We start from the raw sequence: 19,580 nt of genomic DNA, 5'->3' as shown, positions 1-19,580 counted from the left end.
TCAGTGGCTGCCGGGATTAGCGCGCACCTGCGCCACTTTTTCGCTCAGATTCTGCCACGCCGGTTGGTCAGGTGCGTAGCGCTGGCGCAGCCAGGCAGCAATATCCGCAACCTGCTTATCCGACAAACTGGCGGCAAAGCCGGGCATATAACCGAGCGCATCGGTTGCCGGTTTGTCGATACCGTGCAATACCACCTGTAACAGATTATCCGGCGTCGCGCTGGTTATGCTGCTGCTGTTGGCCATCGATGGGCTGACGCCAAACAACTGCGGTCCGCCCTCGCTGGCGCTGTGGCAGGCCTGACAGGCGCCTTTAAACAGCCGTTCCCCCGTAGCAGTGTTCCATGCCGGTTTTGCCACTGGCGCAGCGACAGGGCGCGCTGCCTGACCATTAATGTCTGCCAGATAGCTGGCCATGGCGCGCACGTCGGCTTCCGGCAGGGTGGCGAGATGGCTTACCACCGGTGCCATCGGTCCGGCGGCAACGCCGTGCTGCGCATCGTAACCACTGCGCAGGTAGTTATACAGCGACTGCGCCGTCCACGGCTGCGGGGCTTTATTCAGCTGATTGAGCGCGGGCGCTTCCCAGCCGTCGACCCAGCCACCGGCGAGGAAATTGTCCCCGCGTTTTTCCGCGCCCAGCAGATTACGCGGCGAGTGGCAGGCACCGCAGTGTCCGGCCCCGTTCACCAGATAGGCACCGCGATTCCATTCGGCGCTTTTGCGGGGGTCAGGCTGGAATTCGCCGCGCCCGAGGTAGAGCGCGTTCCAGCCCGCCATCAGGAAGCGCAGGTTATAGGGAAAGCGCATCTGGTTCTCTGGCGGTGCCTGCTGTACCGCCGGCTGCGACATCAGCCAGGCGTACAACGCCTGCATATCGCCTTCGCTCAGCTGGCGAAAGCTGGTGTAAGGAAACGCCGGATAGAGATGATGACCGTCGCGGCTGATGCCCTGGCGCATGGCGCGATCGAAGGCGTTAAATGACCAGCTGCCGATGCCGGTCTGTTTATCCGGCGTGATGTTGGTGGTGTACAGCGTGCCAAACGGCGTCTCCATCTTCAGGCCGCCGGCATTGGTCGCACCGCCTTCCGTGGTATGGCATACCGCGCAGTCACCGGCGGCGGCCACCTGCCGGCCGCGTTCCAGCATCTCTGCCGACCAGCTTCCGGCGGCCGGGGGTGTCACGGGCGCAATCGGTGCGCGCCACGGCAGCGCGTTAATCGCCACGCCAGCGGCGAGGCCGAGCAATCCTGTTACGCCACCCAGCGCCCATTTTCGGCTGCGGCTGCGGCTGCGGGCGGCTTGGGCCGGTGCCGCCAGCTGTGGCTCCGGCTGCGGATCGGGGCCGTTCAGCGCCTGACGCAGTTTGTCAGCGGTAATGGGCAATTCGCGAAAACGGATACCGGTGGCATCAAACACCGCGTTAGCGATGGCCGCGGCGCTGGGCACCGACGCGGATTCCCCCGCGCCCAGCGGCGGTTCGTGCGGGCGCGGCACCATCATCACGTCGATATCCGGCACTTCCGGAAACGTCAGGATCGGGTAGCTGCCCCATTCCTGGCTGGCGATCAGATTGCTTTCAATCGTCACCTGTTCTTTGAGCACCCGGCTGGTGGACTGAATGACATTGCCGTGAATCTGATGCTTTACCCCTTCCGGGTTGATCATCATGCCGGCATCATGGCCCACGGTGATGCGCGTAACGGCGATCTCGCCGCTCTGCTTATCAATCGCGACATCCGCGACCCAGGCAGCCCAGGCGGCGCCGAAGCCGGGAAATTTGCTGTGAATATAGCGTGCGTAGGCAAAACCGCGTCCGCGCAAAATCCCGGGTTCGCTGGCGGTCTGCTGAATGGCGGTGCGCGGCGTCCAGTCTGCACGTGCAGCGGTGGAGCGCATTAGTTCGGCGGCGCGATCGTCCTGAATGTAGCGCAGCCGGTACTCCACCGGATCGACGCCTGCCGCGTGGGCCAGCTCATCCATATAGGATTCATGGGCAAAGGTGTTGGGCAGGGCTGAAACGCCGCGCATCCACGAGGCGCGCACAATCGGCGCCATGTCCTCAATGGTGACGCGCAGATGGGGAAAATCGTAAGGTGGAATGGAGGTGCGATCGCCCATTTCATACGCCAGCGCCACCGGATCGACGCGGCCGGTCAGCAGCAGTGCAAGGGTGGGTGCGCCGTTGGACGGATAAGACGTAGTGAAATCATACACCTGCGGATTGCCCTGCGCGTCCAGCCCGCCGTCCACCTCCATCAGCTGTGCAGTGCCTTTCGGTTCCCACACGTGCTCCTGGGCGCGCGTCAGCTGTACCCGCACCGGCTGGCCTACTGCGCGTGACAGCAGCGCCGCATCGGCGGCCACGTCATCGGCGCAGTTGCGACCATAGCAACCGGCGGCTTCCATGCGGTTCACTTCAATGGTCTCTTCCGGCCTCTCCAGCAGCCATGCCAGATCGGCGCGCAGCAGGTGCGGATTCTGCGTACCGCTCCACACCTGCAGCGAATCAGGCTGATAGTCGGCCACCGCACAGGAAGGGCCAATCGACGCATGCAACTGATAGGGCCAGACATAGCTGCGGGTAAAACGCTGCGCGACATTCGCCAGCGCGGCATCCACTTCACCGCTGTCATGCACCACGCGCGAGGTGCGGGGATTATCACGAATAGCCTGTTCGATATCGCGCAGGTCCGGCAGGCTGTGTTCCCATGGCTTCCAGCGCACCTGTAATGCGTCCATCGCGGCGATGGCCTGCTCCTCGCGCTCGGCCACCACGCCGACAAAATCCGCGATCTGCACCACTTTCACGATGCCTTCGAGATGCGCGATCGAACTTTCGTCAATGCTGAGCAATGAGGTGCCGACAAAGCTGCCGGTGTCATAGCCCGCATACGGTGGACGAATGACCCGGCCGTGCAGCATACCGGGCACGCGCAGGTCATGCACCCACGTCAGTTCGCCGGTGGCTTTGGCGGGAATATCCACCCGCGCTGAGCTGGTACCAACTAAGCGATATTCACTGGCGGGCTTGAGTGTTACCTGATGATCAAGCGGCACGATGCTGCGCTGCTGCTGCACCAGTTCGGCAAATGACAATTGCACCCCGCTGGGGTGCTGCAGGAAACCGCCGTCCAGCGTGATGCTCTCTACCGGCAGCTGCCAGCGCGCGGCGGCCTGCTGTAACAGCCACTGGCGCGCCGTTGCAGCCGCTTTACGCAGTGGTACGGCAGAAATTTGCAACGTGGCGCTGGCGATGGTGGCACCCTGGTTGGGTACGCGCAGCGTATCGCCCAGCACCATTTGTACCTGATCCATGCGCAGACTGAGCTCTTCGGCGACGATTTGCGTCAGCGCGGTTTTCACCCCGGTGCCGAGATCGACATGGCCATTGAAGGCCCAGACGCGGCCGGAACCGTCAATAGCCAGAAACAGTGCGCGCTCTTTGGCTTTCAGCGTCGGCGTCTGGCCTTTGGGTACCAGCCCGGGCGGCGGCTGAATCTCATCGACAATCAACAGGACGTCGCTGGCTGCCAGCAACTGCTGCTGCGTGGGGACGTTAGCCGTACTCATGATGCCGCCTCCGCCTGCTGCAGGCATAAGGTGATGGCACGCTTCACTGCGCACAGGATCTCCTGATGGGTGCCACAGCGGCACAGGTTACCGCTCAGCGCCGCACGTATCTGCCGGTCATCAGGGCAGGGCTGAGCGCGCAGCAGCGCGGCGGTGGTCATGATCATGCCGTTAAGGCAGTAACCGCATTGTGCGGCCTGCGCCTCAATAAACGCCTGCTGCACCGGGTGCAGTGCTTCGCGGTTGCCCAGCCCTTCCAGCGTGGTGATAGCGCGCTGACGCACGCCATACGCTGGGATCACGCAGGCGCGCGCGGCAACGCCATCGATCAGCACGGTGCAGGCGCCGCATTCGCCCAGGCCGCAGCCATATTTGGGTCCGTTAAGCTGGAGTTGATTACGCAGCACCAGCAGCAGCGAGGTATCGCGGTAGCTGCTGATAGAGTGAGTCGCGCCATTCACCTCAAGGGCGTAATGGCACGTGGATGCAGGTGAAACCGGTGTGGCAGTCTGATGTGCCAGCATTTTCATTATTAACCGCCTTAGCGAGGCGGCTAAGCGCCCCGGGTTAGGGCTGGCTCGTATCGTCCAGCATTTTCTTCAGCAGATAAATCAGCGCGACCCGTTCGGCCGGATTCAGCTGCCCGTAAGTCATTTCGGTGATGCGCATCGCGTTGTCTGTCGTGCTGTCAATCAGGCGGTGTCCTGCATCGGTCAGCATGACAATCACTTTGCGTTTGTCGGTGGGATCGGGACCCAGACTGACCAGATCGCGCGCCTTAAGACGCTCAACCACACCGCGAATGGTGGCCTGATCGACGGCGGTATAGCGCACTAAATCGTTCTGTGCGCTCGGACCGCGATCGCGCAGCGCACAGAGGGTAATAAATTGCACGGCAGTGATCTGTGAATCACCGACGTGTTGCTGAAAAATCGCCGCATGGCGTTGATACACCTTGCGCAACAGATGGCCAACCTGCTCGGTATAGTCATAGCGCTGGTCTGCGCGCGGATCCTGCTGGTGCGACATGCCTTTATCCTTTTTCCCGGAAACTGTCAGGCAGTGTAATGCATTGTCACTGCGCTGACAGCCGTTCCCTGCGCACGATTAACGCGCGCGTGAGGCCTCCGGTGCCACCACTTCACCTTCCGCCACCACCAGCAAATCGTCCACTTTGATGTCGCAGCGGCGCAGAGCAATGTCCATATGGCACGGCGTTTTGCGCTTACCGCCCACTTCGGTGTTCGGTCCGGTCGAAAACAGGAAGTTGCCGTAAAAGGCGCGCGCGTCCATACACATGCCGTCGTTTTTGTCGTGTAATCCCATCGCCGTCCACTGTGCGCGCGGCTGCAGCCCCCAGCCGATGTGGGAAATACCGTACACTTCCGGGTCGTTGAAGTAGCGCATGTAATCGCGCAGATACTCGGCTTCAAAGCCACCGTGAATGCGGGTGACAAAACCTTTCTCGATCTCCAGCGTAATACGTTCACGCGCGTAAGATTTAAACGGCAGCAGGATGTCGCCGACGTCCAGCACCAGCACGCCTTCAGCCTGATCTTCATTCGGCCAGGTAAACAGGAAGCCGCTCGGCCAGTGATCCCAGCGGCCTGGCTCATCCGCGTAGCCATATTCCGTTACCGTGGGGTACTGGCCGAGCGGGGCACGAAAATCACTGCCGGCCGGCGATTTCACCGTCATCATGCGCGCTTTTTCCAGCACCGCCGCCGCAGCCAGCACGCGCGACTTGTCCTCTTCGTTTGGCAACATTCGTGCCAATACTTCCGGCGGCTCGACGGCCAGCAAAATTCGTGTCCCGGTTTTCAGGATTTGTTCCTGCTCCGGCGAATGCAGCAGCATCATGGTATCGACGATCAGATCCGCCGCTTCCAGCGCGCGCTGCGCGGCAATGTTGCCGGTAAGCGCGGTATCACCACAGTAGGCGGTCATGTCGTTACCCATTGCCGTCGGGTGATTGAAGGCCGGCAGCTCAACGCAGTACACCTTCGCGCCCAATCGTAGTGCAGCATCAGTGGCTGCCTGCACGGTGCGTGCATCGGAATAGTGACTTTTCAGGATGGCGACACTCTGGCTGGCGTCGACTTTCGACAGCCGTAATACCTGCTCGAACATCTGGCCTAACTGGCTCTGATTTACTGCCATAGCGGTTTCCTCTCAGGGTTAGATGTCAGACAATTTGCTGCGCAAAACTTCAGCTATTTATAGCGAACACGCTTTATGTGTTTGTTATAGACGTGTTGCGAAGAACAGTGCAAGCATTTCTTTTTGACATAAGAAAAGCCTATTTAACCTTATCACCAGGCTGTGATTAACATCATGTTATCGAGTTTTCACTGTAAATACGGTTGCTTTTAACAGTGTCATAACATCAATAATTAAAGCGTATGCACTATAAATTCACTGTCGGGTTTGATCGTTTATCCGCGTGCATACCTTCAAATCAGCGTCTGTGTGAGAGGAAAATATGAGCAATATGAAACGCATCGCGGTAATCGGCGCCGGGCTGGGCGGGCTTGCCGCCGGCTCGCTGTTACAGAAAGCGGGATTTCATGTCACGGTCTACGAACAAAGCCCGACTTTCTCCCGTCTGGGTGCCGGCATCCACATGGGGCCGAACGTGCTCAAGGTGTTTCGCCGCATGGGTATCGAACAGCAGCTGGAGGATCTGGCTTCGCATCCCGATTTCTGGTTCAGCCGCGACGGCGAGACCGGGGAGTATTTGTCACGCATTCCGCTGGGCGCTTATGCGCGCAAAGAGTACGGTGCGGCTTATGTCACGGTGCATCGGGGCGATTTGCAGGCCATGCAGATGACCAGTCTGCAGCCGGGCAGCGTCCAGTTCGGTAAGTGCCTGAGCAGCGTCGAAGACAGCGGCAGCGATGTGGTGCTGCGTTTTCAGGACGGCAGTGAAGCGCGCGCGGATATCGTGATTGGCGCGGATGGCATTAACTCAAAGCTGCGTGAACATCTGCTGGGTGTGGAAGCGCCCACTTACAGCGGCTGGGTGGCGCACCGTGCGCTGATCCGCGGCGAACAACTGCGCAAATACAACCTCAGCTTTGAAGATTGCGTCAAGTGGTGGTCTGAAGATCGTCATCTGATGGTCTATTACACCACCAAAGCGCGCGACGAATATTATTACGTCTCCGGTGTGCCGCACCCGGCGTGGGATATCAAAGGCAGCTTCGTTGAAAGTAGTCAGCAGGAGATGCTGGAAACCTTTGGTCACTACCATCCGGTAGTTCAGGCGCTGATCGAGTGCAGCGAATCGGTCACCAAATGGCCGCTGCTCAACCGTCAGCCGTTGCCGGTATGGAGCGAAGGGCGCATTGTGCTGCTGGGTGATGCCTGCCATCCGATGAAACCGCACATGGCACAGGGCGCTGCGATGGCCATCGAAGATGCCGCCATGCTGTCGCGCTGCCTGACGGAAACCGGTCTTGATGATTACCGCACCGCGTTCCGCCTGTATGAAGCCAACCGCAAAGAACGCGCGTCGCGCGTGCAGGCCGTCTCTAACGCCAATACATTCCTGCGTACCCAGGAAGATCCGGCCTGGGTGTACGGCTACGACGTGTTTGCCGCGCCGCTGAAAAGCGAGGTGACCTCATGAGCCGTTTTATGCACGGCGGGCAGGTACAGGCCAACGGCATTCGCCAGCACTATCTGCGCTACGGCGGCAGCGGGCCCGCGCTGATCCTCGTACCGGGCATCACCAGCCCGGCGATCACCTGGGGTTTTGTGGCGGAAGTTTTTGCGCAGCATTTTGATACCTGGGTACTGGATGTGCGCGGTCGCGGGCTCTCCAGCAGTGGTGAAGGGCTGGATTACGGCATGGAGAGCTGCGCCGATGACATCAACGCCTTCGCGGATGCGCTGGGGCTGACGCGCTATCACCTGGTTGGCCATTCGATGGGCGCGCGCTTCATCATGCGTGCGGCGGTGAAACAGCCAGCCGGCGTGCTGTCGCTGTCGCTGATCGATCCGCCGGTTTCCGGTCCGGGCCGGCGTCTCTATCCGGGACAGTGGCCATGGTATGAGGATTCCATTCGCGACGCGCAGCGCGGCATGGATGCTGAAGCCATGAAGCAATACTGCCCGGCCTGGAGCGATGACCAGCGTCAGCTGCGCGCCGAGTGGCTGCATACCTGCTATACGCCGGCCATCCGTCGCGCCTACGACGATTTTCACCAGCTCGATATCCATCAATATTTCCCTCAGCTGCCGGCAAAAACCCTGCTGATGGTGGCAGGCAAGGGCGGCGTCATTCAGGCGGAAGATGAAGCCGAAATCCGCGAGCTGCTGCCGACCATCGAGATCAGCCGGGTAGCCGGCGCTGGTCACATGATCCCGTGGGATGATTTTCACGGTTTCTTCAACGCCTTTGGTACCTTCCTTGGCCCCTCACTGACTCCGGAGACGCAGCCATGACGCGTTCGTATCGTATCGGCCAGATTGTGCCGAGTTCCAACATCACCATGGAAACCGAAATTCCCGCCATGCTGCAGGCGCGCCAGCTGATTCGCCCGGAGCGGTTTACCTTCCACTCCAGCCGTATGCGCATGAAGCATGTCAATAAGGATGAACTGGCGGCGATGGATAAAGAGTCCGACCGCTGTGCGCTGGAGCTGTCCGACGCGCGCGTTGACGTGCTCGGCTATGCCTGTCTGGTGGCGATCATGGCGATGGGCCCGGGCTATCATCGCCAGTCGCAGCAGCGCCTGACGCAGGTCACGCGCGACAACGAGGCGCTGGCACCGGTGATCACCAGTGCCGGCGCGCTGGTCGATGCGCTGCATGTTATGGGCGCGAAGAAGATCGCGCTGGTGGCGCCCTACATGAAGCCGCTGACCGAGCTGGTGGTGGATTACATCCAGCGCGAAGGGATTGAGGTAAAGCAGTGGCGCGCGCTGGAAATTGCCGATAACCTCGCCGTCGCCCGCCACGACCCGGCCAATTTACCTGGCATCGTGGCGGACATGACGCTGACGGATGTTGATGTGGTGGTGCTGTCGGCCTGCGTGCAGATGCCATCGCTGCCGGCGGTGGCAAAAGTGGAGGCGCAGACCGGCAAGCCGGTAATTACGGCCGCCATTGCCACCACGTACGCTCTGCTGAAGGCGCTGGAGCTGGAGCCGGTGGTGCCGGGCGCGGGCGCACTGCTGTCCGGTGCGTGGTAAGGAGAAAGCATGAGCCAGAGTGTCAGTGATAACTACGCCGGTGTCTGGGGCAACCGCATCGGTTTTGGTCAGCGTCCGGCGCTGCTGATGATCGACTTTCTGCAGGGCTACACCACGCCGGGTGCCGCGCTATTTGCCCCGGGCGTGGTGGAGGCGGTGGCCGCTGCACAGGGCCTGCTGGCGGCGGCGCGCCAGTGCGCGATTCCGGTGATCCATACGCAGATTCGCTACCACCCGCAGCATCAGCAGGACGGCGGGATCTGGGTGCAGAAAGCCCCGGTGATGCGTGACATGGTGGAGGGCAATCCGCTCGCCGCGTTTTGTCCGGCGGTGCAGCCGCTTGCCGCAGAAGTGGTGATCACCAAACAGTATGCCAGCGCGTTTTTTGGCACGTCTCTGGCATCGATGCTGGTAGCGCAGGGCATTGATACGCTGCTGATCGCCGGCTGCTCCACCAGCGGCTGCATCCGCGCCAGCGCAGTGGATGCGTTGCAATACGGTTTTCGCGCCATGGTGGTGCGCGAATGCGTGGGCGATCGCCATGATGCGCCGCATCAGGCCAATTTGTTTGATATCGACAGTAAATATGGCGACGTGTTAAGTAAAGCCGCGGCGCTGGAGTATCTCGGGAAGTTCAGCGCCCGTTAAGGGCGCGTTTCACCTGCACGGAGTGCGCACAAACAGTCCGTTTCGGCTGCGGCTGAGACGCATAACAACATCTCCCCCGACGACGGGGTTATTGCGCCCGGAGAACACCATGACTGACGTTTCAACCCGTCCTGCTGCGCTGGCAGCCGAAGACACCGCTTCGATTTATCGCAAAATCACCTGGAAGCTGATTCCGTTTCTCTGCCTGTGTTATCTCGCGGCCTATCTTGATCGCATCAATATCGGCCTGGCTAAGCTACAGATGGCGAGCGATCTGGCGCTGAGCGAGACCGCGTTTGGTCTGGGTGCCGGGCTGTTTTTTGTCGGCTATATCCTGTTTGAAGTGCCGAGCAACCTGATCCTGCAGCGGGTCGGCGCAAAGATCTGGATCGCGCGCATTATGATTACCTGGGGCCTGCTCTCGACCGCCACGCTGCTGGTGCAAACGCCGACCCAGTTCTACGTCATCCGCTTTTTCCTCGGCGCGGCCGAAGCCGGTTTTCTGCCTGGCGTGCTGTTCTATCTCACCAAATGGTTTCCCTCGTGGCGCCGCAGCCGCATCATTGCGCTGTTTATGATTGGCCTGCCGCTCTCCAGCCTGATTGGCGGACCGCTTTCCGGCTGGATCATGGGGCATTTTCATGAGGTTTACGGCATGCGCGGCTGGCAGTGGCTGTTTCTGCTGGAAGGCCTGCCCAGCGTGTTACTGGGTGTGCTGACGTTCTGGCTGCTGCCGAACAGCGTCGAGAGCGCCAGCTGGCTCAGCAGCAGTGAGAAGCAGGCGGTGCTACGCGAACTGGCGCGCGACGAAGGTGACGCCAAAGGGCTGAAACACAGCCTGCGCGATGGTTTGCTGAATATTCGCGTGGTGATGCTCGGCGGCATCGATTTCTCGATTCTGCTCAGCGCTTACGCCATGGGTTTCTGGATGCCGACCTTTATTAAGAATGCCGGCACCACCGATATCACCACCATTGGCTATCTGACGGCGATCCCCAGTCTGGCGGCGTTGATTGGTATGCTAGCGATTGGTGCCAGCTCAGACCGCCTGCGTGAACGCCGCTGGCATATTATTGTTCCGTTTATTATTGGCGCGGCAGCGATGGGCACCAGCACCTTCTTTGCTCATAACGTAGCGATGACCGTGCTGCTGTTCTCAATTGCGCAGGCGATGATTATCGGGGCGGTGCCGGTGTTTTTCAGTCTGCCCGCTACGTTCCTGAAAGGCACGGCAGCGGCAGCGGGTTTTGCACTGGCCTGTTCGATCGCCAATATCGCCGGACTGGTGAGTAATTCCGTGATGGGCGTGGCGCTGGACCTCACCGGCAGCAGCAACGGCGCGCTGTGGTTCTTCGCCGTGTGTCTGCTGCTCAGCTCGCTGTTAGTGGTCGCGCTGCCAGCGAAGCTGGTGAATCGGTAGAAGATACCTGCGCGTTAAAGCACTTGTTATTCCCTGGTGCGCATCAATGCGCACCCTACAAAACAGTGCGAATTCGTTGTAATTATCGCCGTAGGGTCGCCATTCATGGCGACCTGGTTACATAATCTGCATAACCAGGTGCGCATCAATTCGCACCCTACAAAACCGTGCGCATTTTGTTGCAATTATCGGCGCAGGACCGCCATTCATGGCGACCTGGTTGCATAATCTGCATAACCAGGTGCGCACCCTACAAAACCGTGCGCATTTTATTGTAATTATCGCCGTAGGGTCGCGATTCATGGTGACCTGGTTGCATAATCTGCATAACCAGGTGCGCATCAATGCGCACCCTACAAAACAGTGCGAATTCGTTCTAATTATCGCCGTAGGGTCGCCATTCATGGCGACCTGGTTGCATAATCTGCACAACCAAGTGCGCACCCTACAAAACCGTGCGCATTTCGTTGCAATTATCGCCGTAGGGTCGCCATTCATGGCGACCGCCTCACAGCCGCAGAATGCAGCTCCACACCCCGCCAGACCGTCACGCCCACCCGCACCCAATCCTCCTCGCTTATCGGTTATCCATAAGGTAAAAATCTTGTGGGATAGCTCAAACTATCAGCTAAAGGTATTATAAAGGTATCTATTCTGGTGCTAGATTGGTTCTACCAACACCGGGGAGTCTATTTCGATGAAAACTACAATTCCAAAGCTGTCGTTCATGATGTTCTTAGAGTGGTTTATCTGGGGGGCATGGTTCGTGCCGCTGTGGGCGTTTCTCAGCAAAAACGGCTTTTCGCCAGTTGAGATCGCCTGGTGCTACGCCTGTACCTCCATCGCTGCCATCCTGTCACCGATTCTGGTCGGCTCGCTGGCTGACCGTTTCTTCCAGGCACAGAAAGTGTTATCGCTGCTGACCATCGCCGGCGCGATTCTGATGTTCTTTGCCGCACAGCAGACGCACTTCAGCAGCTTCTTTCCGCTGCTGCTGCTGTATGCGCTCACCTATATGCCGACCATTGCGCTGACCAACAGTATTGCGTTTTCTCACGTCGGTGACGTGGAGCGCGACTATCCGCGCATCCGCGTGATGGGCACTATCGGCTGGATCGCCTCCGGCATCGCCTGCGGTTTCCTGCCGCCGCTGCTCGGCTTTGGCGATATCTCCGCCAGCAATGTACCGTTGCTGATCACCGCGGCCAGTTCGCTGCTGCTTGGCCTGTTCGCCCTGACCCTGCCAGCCACCGAACCCAAAAGCACCGGCAAGTTCAGCCTGCGCGTGGCGCTCGGCCTCGACGCACTGCACCTGCTGAAAGATCGCAGCTTCCTCGTATTTTTCGTCTGTTCATTCCTGTTCAGTATGCCGCTGGCGTTCTACTACATCTTCGCTGAGGGATATCTGACCGAAGTCGGTCTGCCACACGCCACCGGCTGGATGACGCTCGGCCAGGTATCAGAAATCTTCTTCCTGCTGGCGCTGCCGTTCTTCATTAAACGCTTCGGCATCGGCAAAGTGCTGCTGCTCGGCCTGGTTACCGCCGCGCTGCGCTACGTGTTCTTTGTGTTCGGCGGCGATCAAAACCTGCTGACCTTCGGCCTGCTGTTTATGGGCATTCTGCTGCACGGCGTCAGCTACGACTTCTACTTCATCACCGCCTACATTTATGTGGATAAGAAAGCGCCGGTGGCGATGCGTAACGCTGCGCAGGGCCTGATCACCCTGGCCTGTCAGGGCATCGGCAGCCTGCTGGGTTACCGCCTCGGCGGCTATCTGATGCAGGAGATGTTCGCGTATGACCAGCCGCGCAACGGTCAGACCTTCAACTGGGCGGGGATGTGGATGTTTGGCAGCGTGATGATAGTCATCATCACCATCGCCTTTATCGTCCTGTTCCGCGACGGCAAAAAACGCAGTGATGAATTAACCGCTTTTGAAAACTCAGCAACCGCTGACAGCCATAAATAAGAGATGTAACCATGACGATGACACACCAGGAAAAACGGATTTTGGGCGCATTTTACGGCCAGGCATTGGGCGATGCGATGGGCATGCCATCGGAACTGTGGCCGCGCAGTCGCGTGAAACAGCACTTCGGCTGGATCGATCGCTTCCTGCCCGGCCCGGCAGAAAACAATGCCGCCTGCTACTTTGGCCGGGCGGCTTTCACTGACGACACCTCAATGGCGCTGGCGCTGGCCGATGCCATTATCAGCCACGACGGCGTAATTGATGCGGAAACCATCGGCGCCAATATTCTGCGCTGGGCGGAAGCGTTTGATGCCTTTAACAAAAATGTGCTCGGGCCGACCTCCAAAATCGCGCTTAACGCGCTGAAAAACGGCACGCCGGTGGCGCAACTGGAAAATAACGGCCTGACCAACGGCGCGGCGATGCGCGTCTCGCCGCTTGGCTGTCTGCTGCCGGCGCGTGACCTGCCGGCTTTTATTGATGCTGTCGCGCTGGCCTCCAGCCCGACACACAAATCCGACGTGGCGATTGCCGGTGCCACCGCGATCGCCTGGGCAATCTCCCGCGCGATTGACGGTAGCGACTGGGCAACGATTCGTGACGAACTGCCGGCGATTGCCCGTGCGGCGCAGGAGCGGCGCGTCACCACTTTCAGTGCGGCGATGGCGGCCCGCATCGAACTGGCGTTGCAGGTGGTCGCGCAGGGCAGGGGCACCGAATCGACCATGCAGCAGATCTACGATCTGGTCGGTACCGGCACCAGCACCATTGAATCGGTACCGGCGGCGATTGCCATGGTCGAACTGGCGGCGACCGATCCCAATCGCTGCGCCATTCTGTGCGCCAATCTGGGCGGCGATACGGATACCATCGGCGCGATGGCGGTTGCTATCTGTGGCGCGCTGCACGGTATCGACGCGATCGATGCGCAGCTAAAAGCGGAGCTGGATGCCGCTAACGCGCTGGATTTCACCCATTACAGCCGCGCGTTTGTCCGTTTCCGCCAGCAGCGCGAGGCCGCCTATGCTGACGCCTGACGATCTGTCCCGACTGGCGGGCCGGTTGCCAGTGTGCGTGGTGGGGGCGGCGGTAGTGGATGTGATTGCCGATGCCTGGACGTTGCCGTATCGCGGCAGCGACATCGAACTGCATCAGCAGGGCGTGAACGTTGGCGGCTGTGCGCTTAACGTCGCCATTGCGCTGCATCGTCTCGGCATTCCATCCATCAACGCGCTGCCGCTGGGGAACGGTATCTGGGCCAGTATCGTGCGACAAAAGCTGGCGGAATACGGTGTGCAGAGCGTACTGGAAAATGCGCACGGTGATAATGGCTGGTGTCTGGCGCTGGTCGAGCCGGATGGCGAGCGCACCTTTCTTTCCGTTAGTGGCGTGGAAAACCAGTGGGACGCCGCGCTGTTGCGCACATTGCCGCAGCCGGCGCAGCGCTGGATCTATCTCTCCGGTTATCAGCTCACCAGCAAAAGCGGCGAGGTGCTGATCGACTGGCTGGAGCAGCAGGCACCGCCGTATCAGCTGCTGGTGGATTTTGGCCCGCGGCTGGCGGACATCGGCGAGGCGCAGTTTGCGCGCATCATGGCGTTGCAGCCACTGATTACAGTGAACAGGCAGGAAGCGGAGCTGCTGTGGCATGAGCGTCTGCGCGCATCCGAACCTTTCGACGCCCATCAGCTGATGGCGCGCTGGCAGCAGCAGTTTGGCGGCGCAATGGTGTTAAGGCTGGACAGCGAAGGTGCCGGATACATCGACGCTGAGGCGCAGGGCTGGGTGCCCGCACTGGCGACAACGGTGGTCGATACTATCGGCGCGGGCGACAGCCATGCTGGCGGATTACTGGCGGGATTAGCGTCCGGCTGGTCACTGGCGGAGAGCGTTGCGCTGGGCAACGCAGTGGCGTCGTATGTGGTTTCCCGGCGCGGTGGCGACTGTGCGCCCGATCGCGCCACCCTGCGCGCTTACTGGCAGCAACGCCTTACTCAGCAATAAACACGTACATATCGCTGCGGCAGTAGCTGATGCTGTACTCCAGCGGATTGCCCTGTGCGTCGAGTGCCAGCTGCTTAATCACCAGCACCGGCACATTGGCGGGCAGGGCAATTTGCTGCTGCAGGGCTTCGTCCGGCATACGCGCACTGACCCGGCTCTGGGATTTCACCGGCAGGATCTGCTGGCGATGAAAATAGTCATACAGCGAAATACCAATCTCATCGGCATCGGCAATGTAGCGCGCCGGCACCCATGACTCTTCAACCGAGACCGCCTGGCGGTCAACATAGCGAATACGTTTCAGCAGATAGACATCGCTGCCCGTGCTCAGCCCCAGTTTTTCGGCGATCTCTGCGCTACAGGCAATTTTGCTTTTATTGATCCACACGGTGTCCGGCGTTTTACCGCGCAGCACCGCCTGCTGCGACAATCCTTTTGGCTCTTTGAGTGAATATTCAAACTGGCTGCAAATCTGCGTGCCGTAGCCGCGGGAACGGAACACGACGCCCTCTTTTTCCAGCTCGTCCATGGCTTTACGCACGGTGATGCGCGAAATGTTCAGCGACTGGCTGAACTCGCGCTCGCCCGGCAGGATCTCTTCGTGCACCAGCGTGCCATCGCGCACCGCATCTTTAATCGCACTGGCAAAGCGTTTGTACAGCGGCGTGCGGCTCTCTGCCGCCAGTGTGGTGGTCAACCGCGCCAACAGCGCATTGTGGTCAGTCATAGCGGGCAGGGCACTCACTCGGGTCAGCGGCAGGAACCGCTATAATACTGAATTTTAATGCGGCGCGCAGCCAGCGGCGTTTTGACCAGCCATCATGTCTCTTTATCCTGCTGATACTGAGGCACATCGTCGCGTTCTGTTAGCCACGGCACGGTGTGCGAGCACCAGATATAGGAAACCGGCGTCTGAGCGGGATCGTCGTCCAGCGTGGCCACACGCAGAATCACGTGGCTCTGATGAGGTCTTTCAGCCATCAGATGAGATCCGCAGACTGAACAGAAATAACGCAACTTATCCGGAGAAGAATTAAATGCCGTCAGAAATTCTTCTCCCTGGGTCCACCTGAAATCCTCACGCCGCACGCGCGCTGTGGAGGTATAAGCGGCGGCGTGCGCTTTCCTGCAGGTATGACAGCAGCAATGCGTAATGCTGCCCGCCAGGCGAACGCATTCGTAGCGCACACGTTTACAAAGACAACTTCCGTTCATTTTTTCTCCTGATTCCTCTGCCGGATTATTGCATCAGCTTCAGATGGAGGAGGGGAAACGGTTTCCCCTCACCATCAACGGAAGACCGTCCAGTCACCTGAAAGCCCAGATGCTGATAAAACCCGAGCGCAGCGGTATTTTGTTCGTTAACGTCCACTTTCTTCGCTGCAAGATGACGGATAGCGTAACGGACTAACCGTGCACCGATCCCTTTTTTGTGATGAGCAGGCGAGACGAAAAGCATCTCGATATTCTCATCCTGCACGCCGATGAATCCGACAATGTCATGGTTTTCATCGCTCACTTTTCTCAAAACAACAGCATCAAAATAATTTTCCAGAATAAGCTGTCTGAGCCGCAGGATATCCTGTTCATTCAGGAAATGATGCGTTGCCCTGACGGCAGCCTCCCAGACCTGAATCAGTAAGTGATACTCTTCCTTGCTTACTTCGCTAATTGTCACTATGCCTCCTTAACATGCTAACGCAATGCCTGCGCTAATCGCTGGCCAGCCGCGCATAAAGATATTCATCGCTCCACATCCCTTTGAAAAAAATATTCTGCCGGTAGTGCGCTTCACGGCGAAAATTCAGCTTTTCCAGCAGGTTTATGGCGCGAGTATTACGTGTGTCTACCACGGCAGTGAGCCGGTGTTTTGCAAACTGCATAAAAAGCAGAGTAACGATGGCACTCGTTGCTTCAAGCGCAAAACCCTGTTTCTGATATCCGGCATCAAATGTCATGCCGAGTTCAGCTTGTCTTCCTTCATCAAAAAAATGAATTCCGATGTCCCCTATCAGCCGGTCGTCTTCCTGATGTGCTACGGCAAACTGAAACCAGGTGTTATCGCTGTTGAATGGCAGCGCATCCTGCTGCGCATATAATTTCTCAGCGTCCTGCCGGGTAAATTCTTCCCAGCTCTGATAACGAGCAACGTCTGGCAGATTGCGATAGCGCGACAGATGCGGCAAATCAGCCAATGCCAGCTTGCGTAACACCAGGCGTTGAGTATAAATCGGCAACGTGAGTGCCATATGTTCTCCGCTGCCTGCGTGCAGGCGAGTTAAAGTAAACCGGGAGCGGTGCGTATCGCTTCAAGCCCGACGCGCTGCCCGAAAGACAGCTCCAGCGTATTGCCATCAGGATCGGCAAAAAATACGTAATACCCCCCCGGTTCGCCAGCCTCTTCGGGGGCTTTGCGTAACACGCCTTCGGCGACGGCCATCGCTGTTTTACGATCGATCTCTTCGCGTGACGCACAGGCAATGCCTAAGTGTCCAAATTTACCCAGTGGCGTATCTGACACGTCATCCGCCTGCACCAGAACCAGCGCGAAAGGGCGGGTATGATCGCTCAGCCATGCCACCTTGCGGGCAGCCGGGACGTCAGGTTCACGGGTGTGTATCACCTTCATTCCTGCATAGCGGCGGTAGAAATCCATGCTCTTCTCCAGATCCCTCACCATAAACGCAACGTGGGTAAATCCAACATCGATATCCTTCATCTGCATCCTGTCTCCATTTATTGCCTCCCTGACACGACAAAAACTCAAGCCTGGTAAAGGTTAATCGCCATAAAGGGCCTGGTCGCTGATCATTTTTCCGTGTGGAGGCGTGATGCGTGAAACGGTACTTTCTCTTAAAATTTCAATGTAACTCAACAGTTTTGGAATAAAAACGACACGGCATCGCGTGCTATTTGCCTATTAATAACGTTGACGGAGAGGAAATAAAAACGATTTAATTTCCGCCTGTTTTTTAGGAAAACTAAACAATGCGAAACAGCCTGCCTTCTCTTAACGCCCTGAAAGCGTTCGAATCCGTTGCCCGGCACCTCAGCATGACCCTTGCAGGCCAGGAGTTGCACGTCACGCCCGGCGCGATCAGCCTGCACATCAGGGAACTGGAACGGCAGCTGGGCCTGCCACTGTTTCAGCGAAATGGACGCAAGCTGGCGCTGACGGCATCCGGTCAGGGCTATTACTACTCGATTGCTTCGGCTTTCAGCCTGATGCGTGAAGCTACCGAAACGCTGGTGCAGGAGACACAAAAAAATACCATTACGCTGGCCTGCACCACCGGATTTGCGACCCACTGGTTACTGCCGCGACTGGCTGATTTTGAACGTGCCTGTCCGGATATCGACCTGCGCATCAGTGCCACTTCCCGCATCCAGTCTTTCGCCACGGATGGTATCGACCTGGCCGTACGGCATGGCAACGGTTTCTGTGAGGGTTGCGTGAGTGAGAAGTTGATCGACGACGACTACCTTGCAGTCTGCATTCCTGCTGTGGCGCAGCAGCTGGGAGAACCGCCGGCACTTGCCGCACTCGGTCGCGTCACGTTACTGCATGATATGCACCGGGAAGACTGGCAGCGCTGGCTCGCTGAAGCCGGCGTCGGGCATATTGATTCCGGCAAAGGGCCTTTGTATAGCGATGGCAGCGGGGCGTGGCTGGCGATGCTTGCCGGCATGGGCGTAGCGCTGATGCGCAGGCGATTTGTTCAGGCAAACCTAGCATCCGGTGAAGTGGTGGCACCGTTTCCAAATACGCTGAATACCGGACACGCGTACTGGCTTATTACGCCCCACGAAGCGCTGCTGCGTTCTGCCGTGGTAAAAGTAAGAGCCTGGCTCATGCAGCAGTCCACAGAATAGAACAGCGTCCGGCATTTCTTCATATCAACAAGACATAGTAAATTTCTGAGCAAGCCGATATAACAGGTTGAGGACATTTTACCTGCAGAGGATATCATGGCGCTTTCACACGAATTAATGCTGATTTACACCACTTATTTTGTGGCAACGGCCAGCCCTGGTCCGAGTAATATGGCGATTATGGGAACGGCGATGAATAAAGGGCGCGGTGCCGCCTTAGCGCTTGCGGGCGGGGTAATTGGCGGCTCAATGCTGTGGGCGCTGCTGGCGGCCTGCGGGGTATTAACCGTGCTGGCGACGTTTGCCCAATTGCTGCTGGTGTTGAAAATCGGCGGCGGGTTATATCTGTTGTGGCTGTCATACAAAGCCGGTAAATCTGCGTTAACCCGCACTGCTGCCGATAAAACCGTTATCAGCGATCACCGTGTTGCGTATGGCGCGTTATTTCGGCAGGGAATTTTGATGCACGTCGGTAATCCGAAAGCCATTTTAACCTGGGTCGCGATCATGTCCGTCGCGCTCAAACCGGACGCTGCAGCCTCGACCTTACCGCTGATTATTCTCGGCTGTGCGGCGATTTGCGTCGCAGTATTTTGCGGCTATGCGCTGATATTTTCCACCGCAGCAATGAACGCGTTTTACCGTCGTATCCGCCGGGGATTAGATGCGCTATTAGCCTGCTGTTTTGCTATTGCCGGACTGAAACTGGTGTTGAGTCGTCAATAAAGTAAATTTTTAACCTCAGGTTCGCCCTCCATAGCAACAGGCCGCTCAGTTAAGTAAACCACCATGAGCAGCCTGATTGTCGCGGCGCGACGCATCGCGCCCTGCTTCAGGCCGTCACTCCGGTGTGATATCCGCGCCTAGAGTCTTGATCTCAAATGTGTTT

Annotated in this window: 20 protein-coding genes; 11 read left to right on the top strand and 9 right to left on the bottom strand. The window is 58.5% G+C overall.

What is annotated here, in order from left to right; genetic code table 11:
- The 4 genes from H7K56_RS08910 to H7K56_RS08895 form a co-directional block, all read right to left on the bottom strand.
- The gene (locus H7K56_RS08910) at positions 1-3,573 is read right to left on the bottom strand and encodes a molybdopterin cofactor-binding domain-containing protein (RefSeq protein ID WP_150360127.1); all 3,573 of its coding nucleotides are present in this window, start codon (positions 3,571-3,573) and stop codon (positions 1-3) included.
- Positions 3,570-4,097 (bottom strand): (2Fe-2S)-binding protein, encoded by a 528-nt coding sequence (locus H7K56_RS08905; protein ID WP_374710389.1) that lies wholly within the window; start codon positions 4,095-4,097, stop codon positions 3,570-3,572. Before H7K56_RS08905 ends, H7K56_RS08910 begins: the two co-directional genes overlap by 4 nt.
- A gap of 43 nt (positions 4,098-4,140) precedes the next feature.
- Positions 4,141-4,602 carry a MarR family winged helix-turn-helix transcriptional regulator gene (locus H7K56_RS08900; protein WP_021508807.1) on the bottom strand — a complete coding sequence of 154 codons (462 nt, stop codon included), beginning with the start codon at positions 4,600-4,602 and terminating at the stop codon, positions 4,141-4,143.
- Positions 4,603-4,680: 78 nt separating this feature from the next.
- Positions 4,681-5,733: a 2,5-dihydroxypyridine 5,6-dioxygenase gene (locus tag H7K56_RS08895; protein ID WP_125311089.1), complete on the bottom strand. Its 1,053-nt coding sequence runs from the start codon at positions 5,731-5,733 to the stop codon at positions 4,681-4,683.
- A 322-nt stretch (positions 5,734-6,055) separates the two neighbouring features.
- Here H7K56_RS08895 and H7K56_RS08890 point away from each other — a divergent pair, with 322 nt between their 5' ends.
- The 9 genes from H7K56_RS08890 to H7K56_RS08850 all read left to right on the top strand — a co-directional run bounded on the left by H7K56_RS08890 (position 6,056) and on the right by H7K56_RS08850 (position 14,818).
- On the top strand, positions 6,056-7,204 hold the full coding sequence (locus tag H7K56_RS08890; protein WP_150360126.1) for an FAD-dependent monooxygenase: 1,149 nt from the start codon (positions 6,056-6,058) through the stop codon (positions 7,202-7,204).
- Positions 7,201-8,022 (top strand): alpha/beta fold hydrolase, encoded by an 822-nt coding sequence (locus tag H7K56_RS08885; RefSeq protein ID WP_021508810.1) that lies wholly within the window; start codon positions 7,201-7,203, stop codon positions 8,020-8,022. The genes H7K56_RS08890 and H7K56_RS08885 overlap by 4 nt, the downstream gene beginning before the upstream one ends.
- Positions 8,019-8,771: a maleate cis-trans isomerase family protein gene (locus H7K56_RS08880; protein ID WP_132463419.1), complete on the top strand. Its 753-nt coding sequence runs from the start codon at positions 8,019-8,021 to the stop codon at positions 8,769-8,771. The genes H7K56_RS08885 and H7K56_RS08880 overlap by 4 nt, the downstream gene beginning before the upstream one ends.
- Positions 8,772-8,780: 9 nt before the next feature.
- Positions 8,781-9,419, top strand: coding sequence for an isochorismatase family protein (locus H7K56_RS08875; RefSeq protein ID WP_150360125.1), 639 nt, complete (start codon positions 8,781-8,783; stop codon positions 9,417-9,419).
- A gap of 109 nt (positions 9,420-9,528) precedes the next feature.
- On the top strand, positions 9,529-10,839 hold the full coding sequence (locus H7K56_RS08870) for an MFS transporter (protein ID WP_150360124.1): 1,311 nt from the start codon (positions 9,529-9,531) through the stop codon (positions 10,837-10,839).
- A gap of 208 nt (positions 10,840-11,047) precedes the next feature.
- Positions 11,048-11,482, top strand: coding sequence for a hypothetical protein (locus tag H7K56_RS08865; RefSeq protein ID WP_150360123.1), 435 nt, complete (start codon positions 11,048-11,050; stop codon positions 11,480-11,482).
- A gap of 54 nt (positions 11,483-11,536) precedes the next feature.
- Positions 11,537-12,811: a nucleoside permease gene (locus H7K56_RS08860; protein WP_031279949.1), complete on the top strand. Its 1,275-nt coding sequence runs from the start codon at positions 11,537-11,539 to the stop codon at positions 12,809-12,811.
- Positions 12,812-12,828: 17 nt separating this feature from the next.
- Positions 12,829-13,851 carry an ADP-ribosylglycohydrolase family protein gene (locus tag H7K56_RS08855; RefSeq protein ID WP_182689001.1) on the top strand — a complete coding sequence of 341 codons (1,023 nt, stop codon included), beginning with the start codon at positions 12,829-12,831 and terminating at the stop codon, positions 13,849-13,851.
- On the top strand, positions 13,838-14,818 hold the full coding sequence (locus H7K56_RS08850) for a PfkB family carbohydrate kinase (protein ID WP_150360121.1): 981 nt from the start codon (positions 13,838-13,840) through the stop codon (positions 14,816-14,818). Before H7K56_RS08855 ends, H7K56_RS08850 begins: the two co-directional genes overlap by 14 nt.
- On the opposite strand, the gene H7K56_RS08845 is transcribed toward H7K56_RS08850, so the two are convergent.
- From H7K56_RS08845 to H7K56_RS08825, 5 genes are all read right to left on the bottom strand, one after another.
- Complete coding sequence (locus tag H7K56_RS08845) at positions 14,805-15,545, bottom strand: GntR family transcriptional regulator (protein ID WP_058770409.1); 741 nt, start codon at positions 15,543-15,545, stop codon at positions 14,805-14,807. The genes H7K56_RS08850 and H7K56_RS08845 overlap by 14 nt on opposite strands.
- 92 nt (positions 15,546-15,637) lie before the next feature.
- Positions 15,638-16,033 (bottom strand): GFA family protein, encoded by a 396-nt coding sequence (locus H7K56_RS08840; protein WP_072209719.1) that lies wholly within the window; start codon positions 16,031-16,033, stop codon positions 15,638-15,640.
- A gap of 25 nt (positions 16,034-16,058) precedes the next feature.
- Complete coding sequence (locus tag H7K56_RS08835) at positions 16,059-16,496, bottom strand: acetyltransferase (protein WP_150360120.1); 438 nt, start codon at positions 16,494-16,496, stop codon at positions 16,059-16,061.
- Positions 16,497-16,530: 34 nt separating this feature from the next.
- Positions 16,531-17,067: a GNAT family N-acetyltransferase gene (locus tag H7K56_RS08830; RefSeq protein WP_150360119.1), complete on the bottom strand. Its 537-nt coding sequence runs from the start codon at positions 17,065-17,067 to the stop codon at positions 16,531-16,533.
- Between the two features lie 29 nt (positions 17,068-17,096).
- The gene (locus H7K56_RS08825) at positions 17,097-17,537 is read right to left on the bottom strand and encodes a VOC family protein (RefSeq protein WP_182688992.1); all 441 of its coding nucleotides are present in this window, start codon (positions 17,535-17,537) and stop codon (positions 17,097-17,099) included.
- Positions 17,538-17,806: 269 nt separating this feature from the next.
- On the opposite strand from H7K56_RS08825, the gene gcvA reads away from it, so the two are divergent.
- Both gcvA and H7K56_RS08815 read left to right on the top strand, forming a co-directional pair.
- Positions 17,807-18,691: a transcriptional regulator GcvA gene (gcvA, locus tag H7K56_RS08820; RefSeq protein ID WP_136547009.1), complete on the top strand. Its 885-nt coding sequence runs from the start codon at positions 17,807-17,809 to the stop codon at positions 18,689-18,691.
- A gap of 96 nt (positions 18,692-18,787) precedes the next feature.
- On the top strand, positions 18,788-19,417 hold the full coding sequence (locus H7K56_RS08815; RefSeq protein WP_058776142.1) for a LysE family translocator: 630 nt from the start codon (positions 18,788-18,790) through the stop codon (positions 19,415-19,417).
- Positions 19,418-19,580: the final 163 nt, after the last annotated feature.

It is taken from the genome of Pantoea dispersa, from assembly GCF_014155765.1.
Taxonomy (GTDB): domain Bacteria; phylum Pseudomonadota; class Gammaproteobacteria; order Enterobacterales; family Enterobacteriaceae; genus Pantoea; species Pantoea dispersa.
The sequence above is the reverse complement of the archived record's forward strand: the minus strand, read 5'-3'. Positions and strand labels throughout refer to the sequence as shown.

Bases quoted from the DNA above. Each gene is read 5' to 3' on its own strand.
- H7K56_RS08815 (WP_058776142.1), top strand. From the start codon at position 18,788: ATGGCGCTTTCACACGAATTAATGCTGATTTACACCACTTATTTTGTG.
- H7K56_RS08830 (WP_150360119.1), bottom strand. From the start codon at position 17,067: ATGGCACTCACGTTGCCGATTTATACTCAACGCCTGGTGTTACGCAAG.
- H7K56_RS08860 (WP_031279949.1), top strand. From the start codon at position 11,537: ATGAAAACTACAATTCCAAAGCTGTCGTTCATGATGTTCTTAGAGTGG.
- H7K56_RS08840 (WP_072209719.1), bottom strand. From the start codon at position 16,033: ATGAACGGAAGTTGTCTTTGTAAACGTGTGCGCTACGAATGCGTTCGC.
- H7K56_RS08845 (WP_058770409.1), bottom strand. From the start codon at position 15,545: ATGACTGACCACAATGCGCTGTTGGCGCGGTTGACCACCACACTGGCG.
- H7K56_RS08905 (WP_374710389.1), bottom strand. From the start codon at position 4,097: ATGCTGGCACATCAGACTGCCACACCGGTTTCACCTGCATCCACGTGC.
- H7K56_RS08870 (WP_150360124.1), top strand. From the start codon at position 9,529: ATGACTGACGTTTCAACCCGTCCTGCTGCGCTGGCAGCCGAAGACACC.
- H7K56_RS08855 (WP_182689001.1), top strand. From the start codon at position 12,829: ATGACACACCAGGAAAAACGGATTTTGGGCGCATTTTACGGCCAGGCA.
- H7K56_RS08825 (WP_182688992.1), bottom strand. From the start codon at position 17,537: ATGAAGGATATCGATGTTGGATTTACCCACGTTGCGTTTATGGTGAGG.
- H7K56_RS08865 (WP_150360123.1), top strand. From the start codon at position 11,048: ATGGCGACCTGGTTGCATAATCTGCATAACCAGGTGCGCACCCTACAA.
- H7K56_RS08850 (WP_150360121.1), top strand. From the start codon at position 13,838: ATGCTGACGCCTGACGATCTGTCCCGACTGGCGGGCCGGTTGCCAGTG.
- H7K56_RS08890 (WP_150360126.1), top strand. From the start codon at position 6,056: ATGAGCAATATGAAACGCATCGCGGTAATCGGCGCCGGGCTGGGCGGG.
- gcvA (WP_136547009.1), top strand. From the start codon at position 17,807: ATGCGAAACAGCCTGCCTTCTCTTAACGCCCTGAAAGCGTTCGAATCC.
- H7K56_RS08880 (WP_132463419.1), top strand. From the start codon at position 8,019: ATGACGCGTTCGTATCGTATCGGCCAGATTGTGCCGAGTTCCAACATC.
- H7K56_RS08900 (WP_021508807.1), bottom strand. From the start codon at position 4,602: ATGTCGCACCAGCAGGATCCGCGCGCAGACCAGCGCTATGACTATACC.
- H7K56_RS08875 (WP_150360125.1), top strand. From the start codon at position 8,781: ATGAGCCAGAGTGTCAGTGATAACTACGCCGGTGTCTGGGGCAACCGC.
- H7K56_RS08910 (WP_150360127.1), bottom strand. From the start codon at position 3,573: ATGAGTACGGCTAACGTCCCCACGCAGCAGCAGTTGCTGGCAGCCAGC.
- H7K56_RS08885 (WP_021508810.1), top strand. From the start codon at position 7,201: ATGAGCCGTTTTATGCACGGCGGGCAGGTACAGGCCAACGGCATTCGC.
- H7K56_RS08895 (WP_125311089.1), bottom strand. From the start codon at position 5,733: ATGGCAGTAAATCAGAGCCAGTTAGGCCAGATGTTCGAGCAGGTATTA.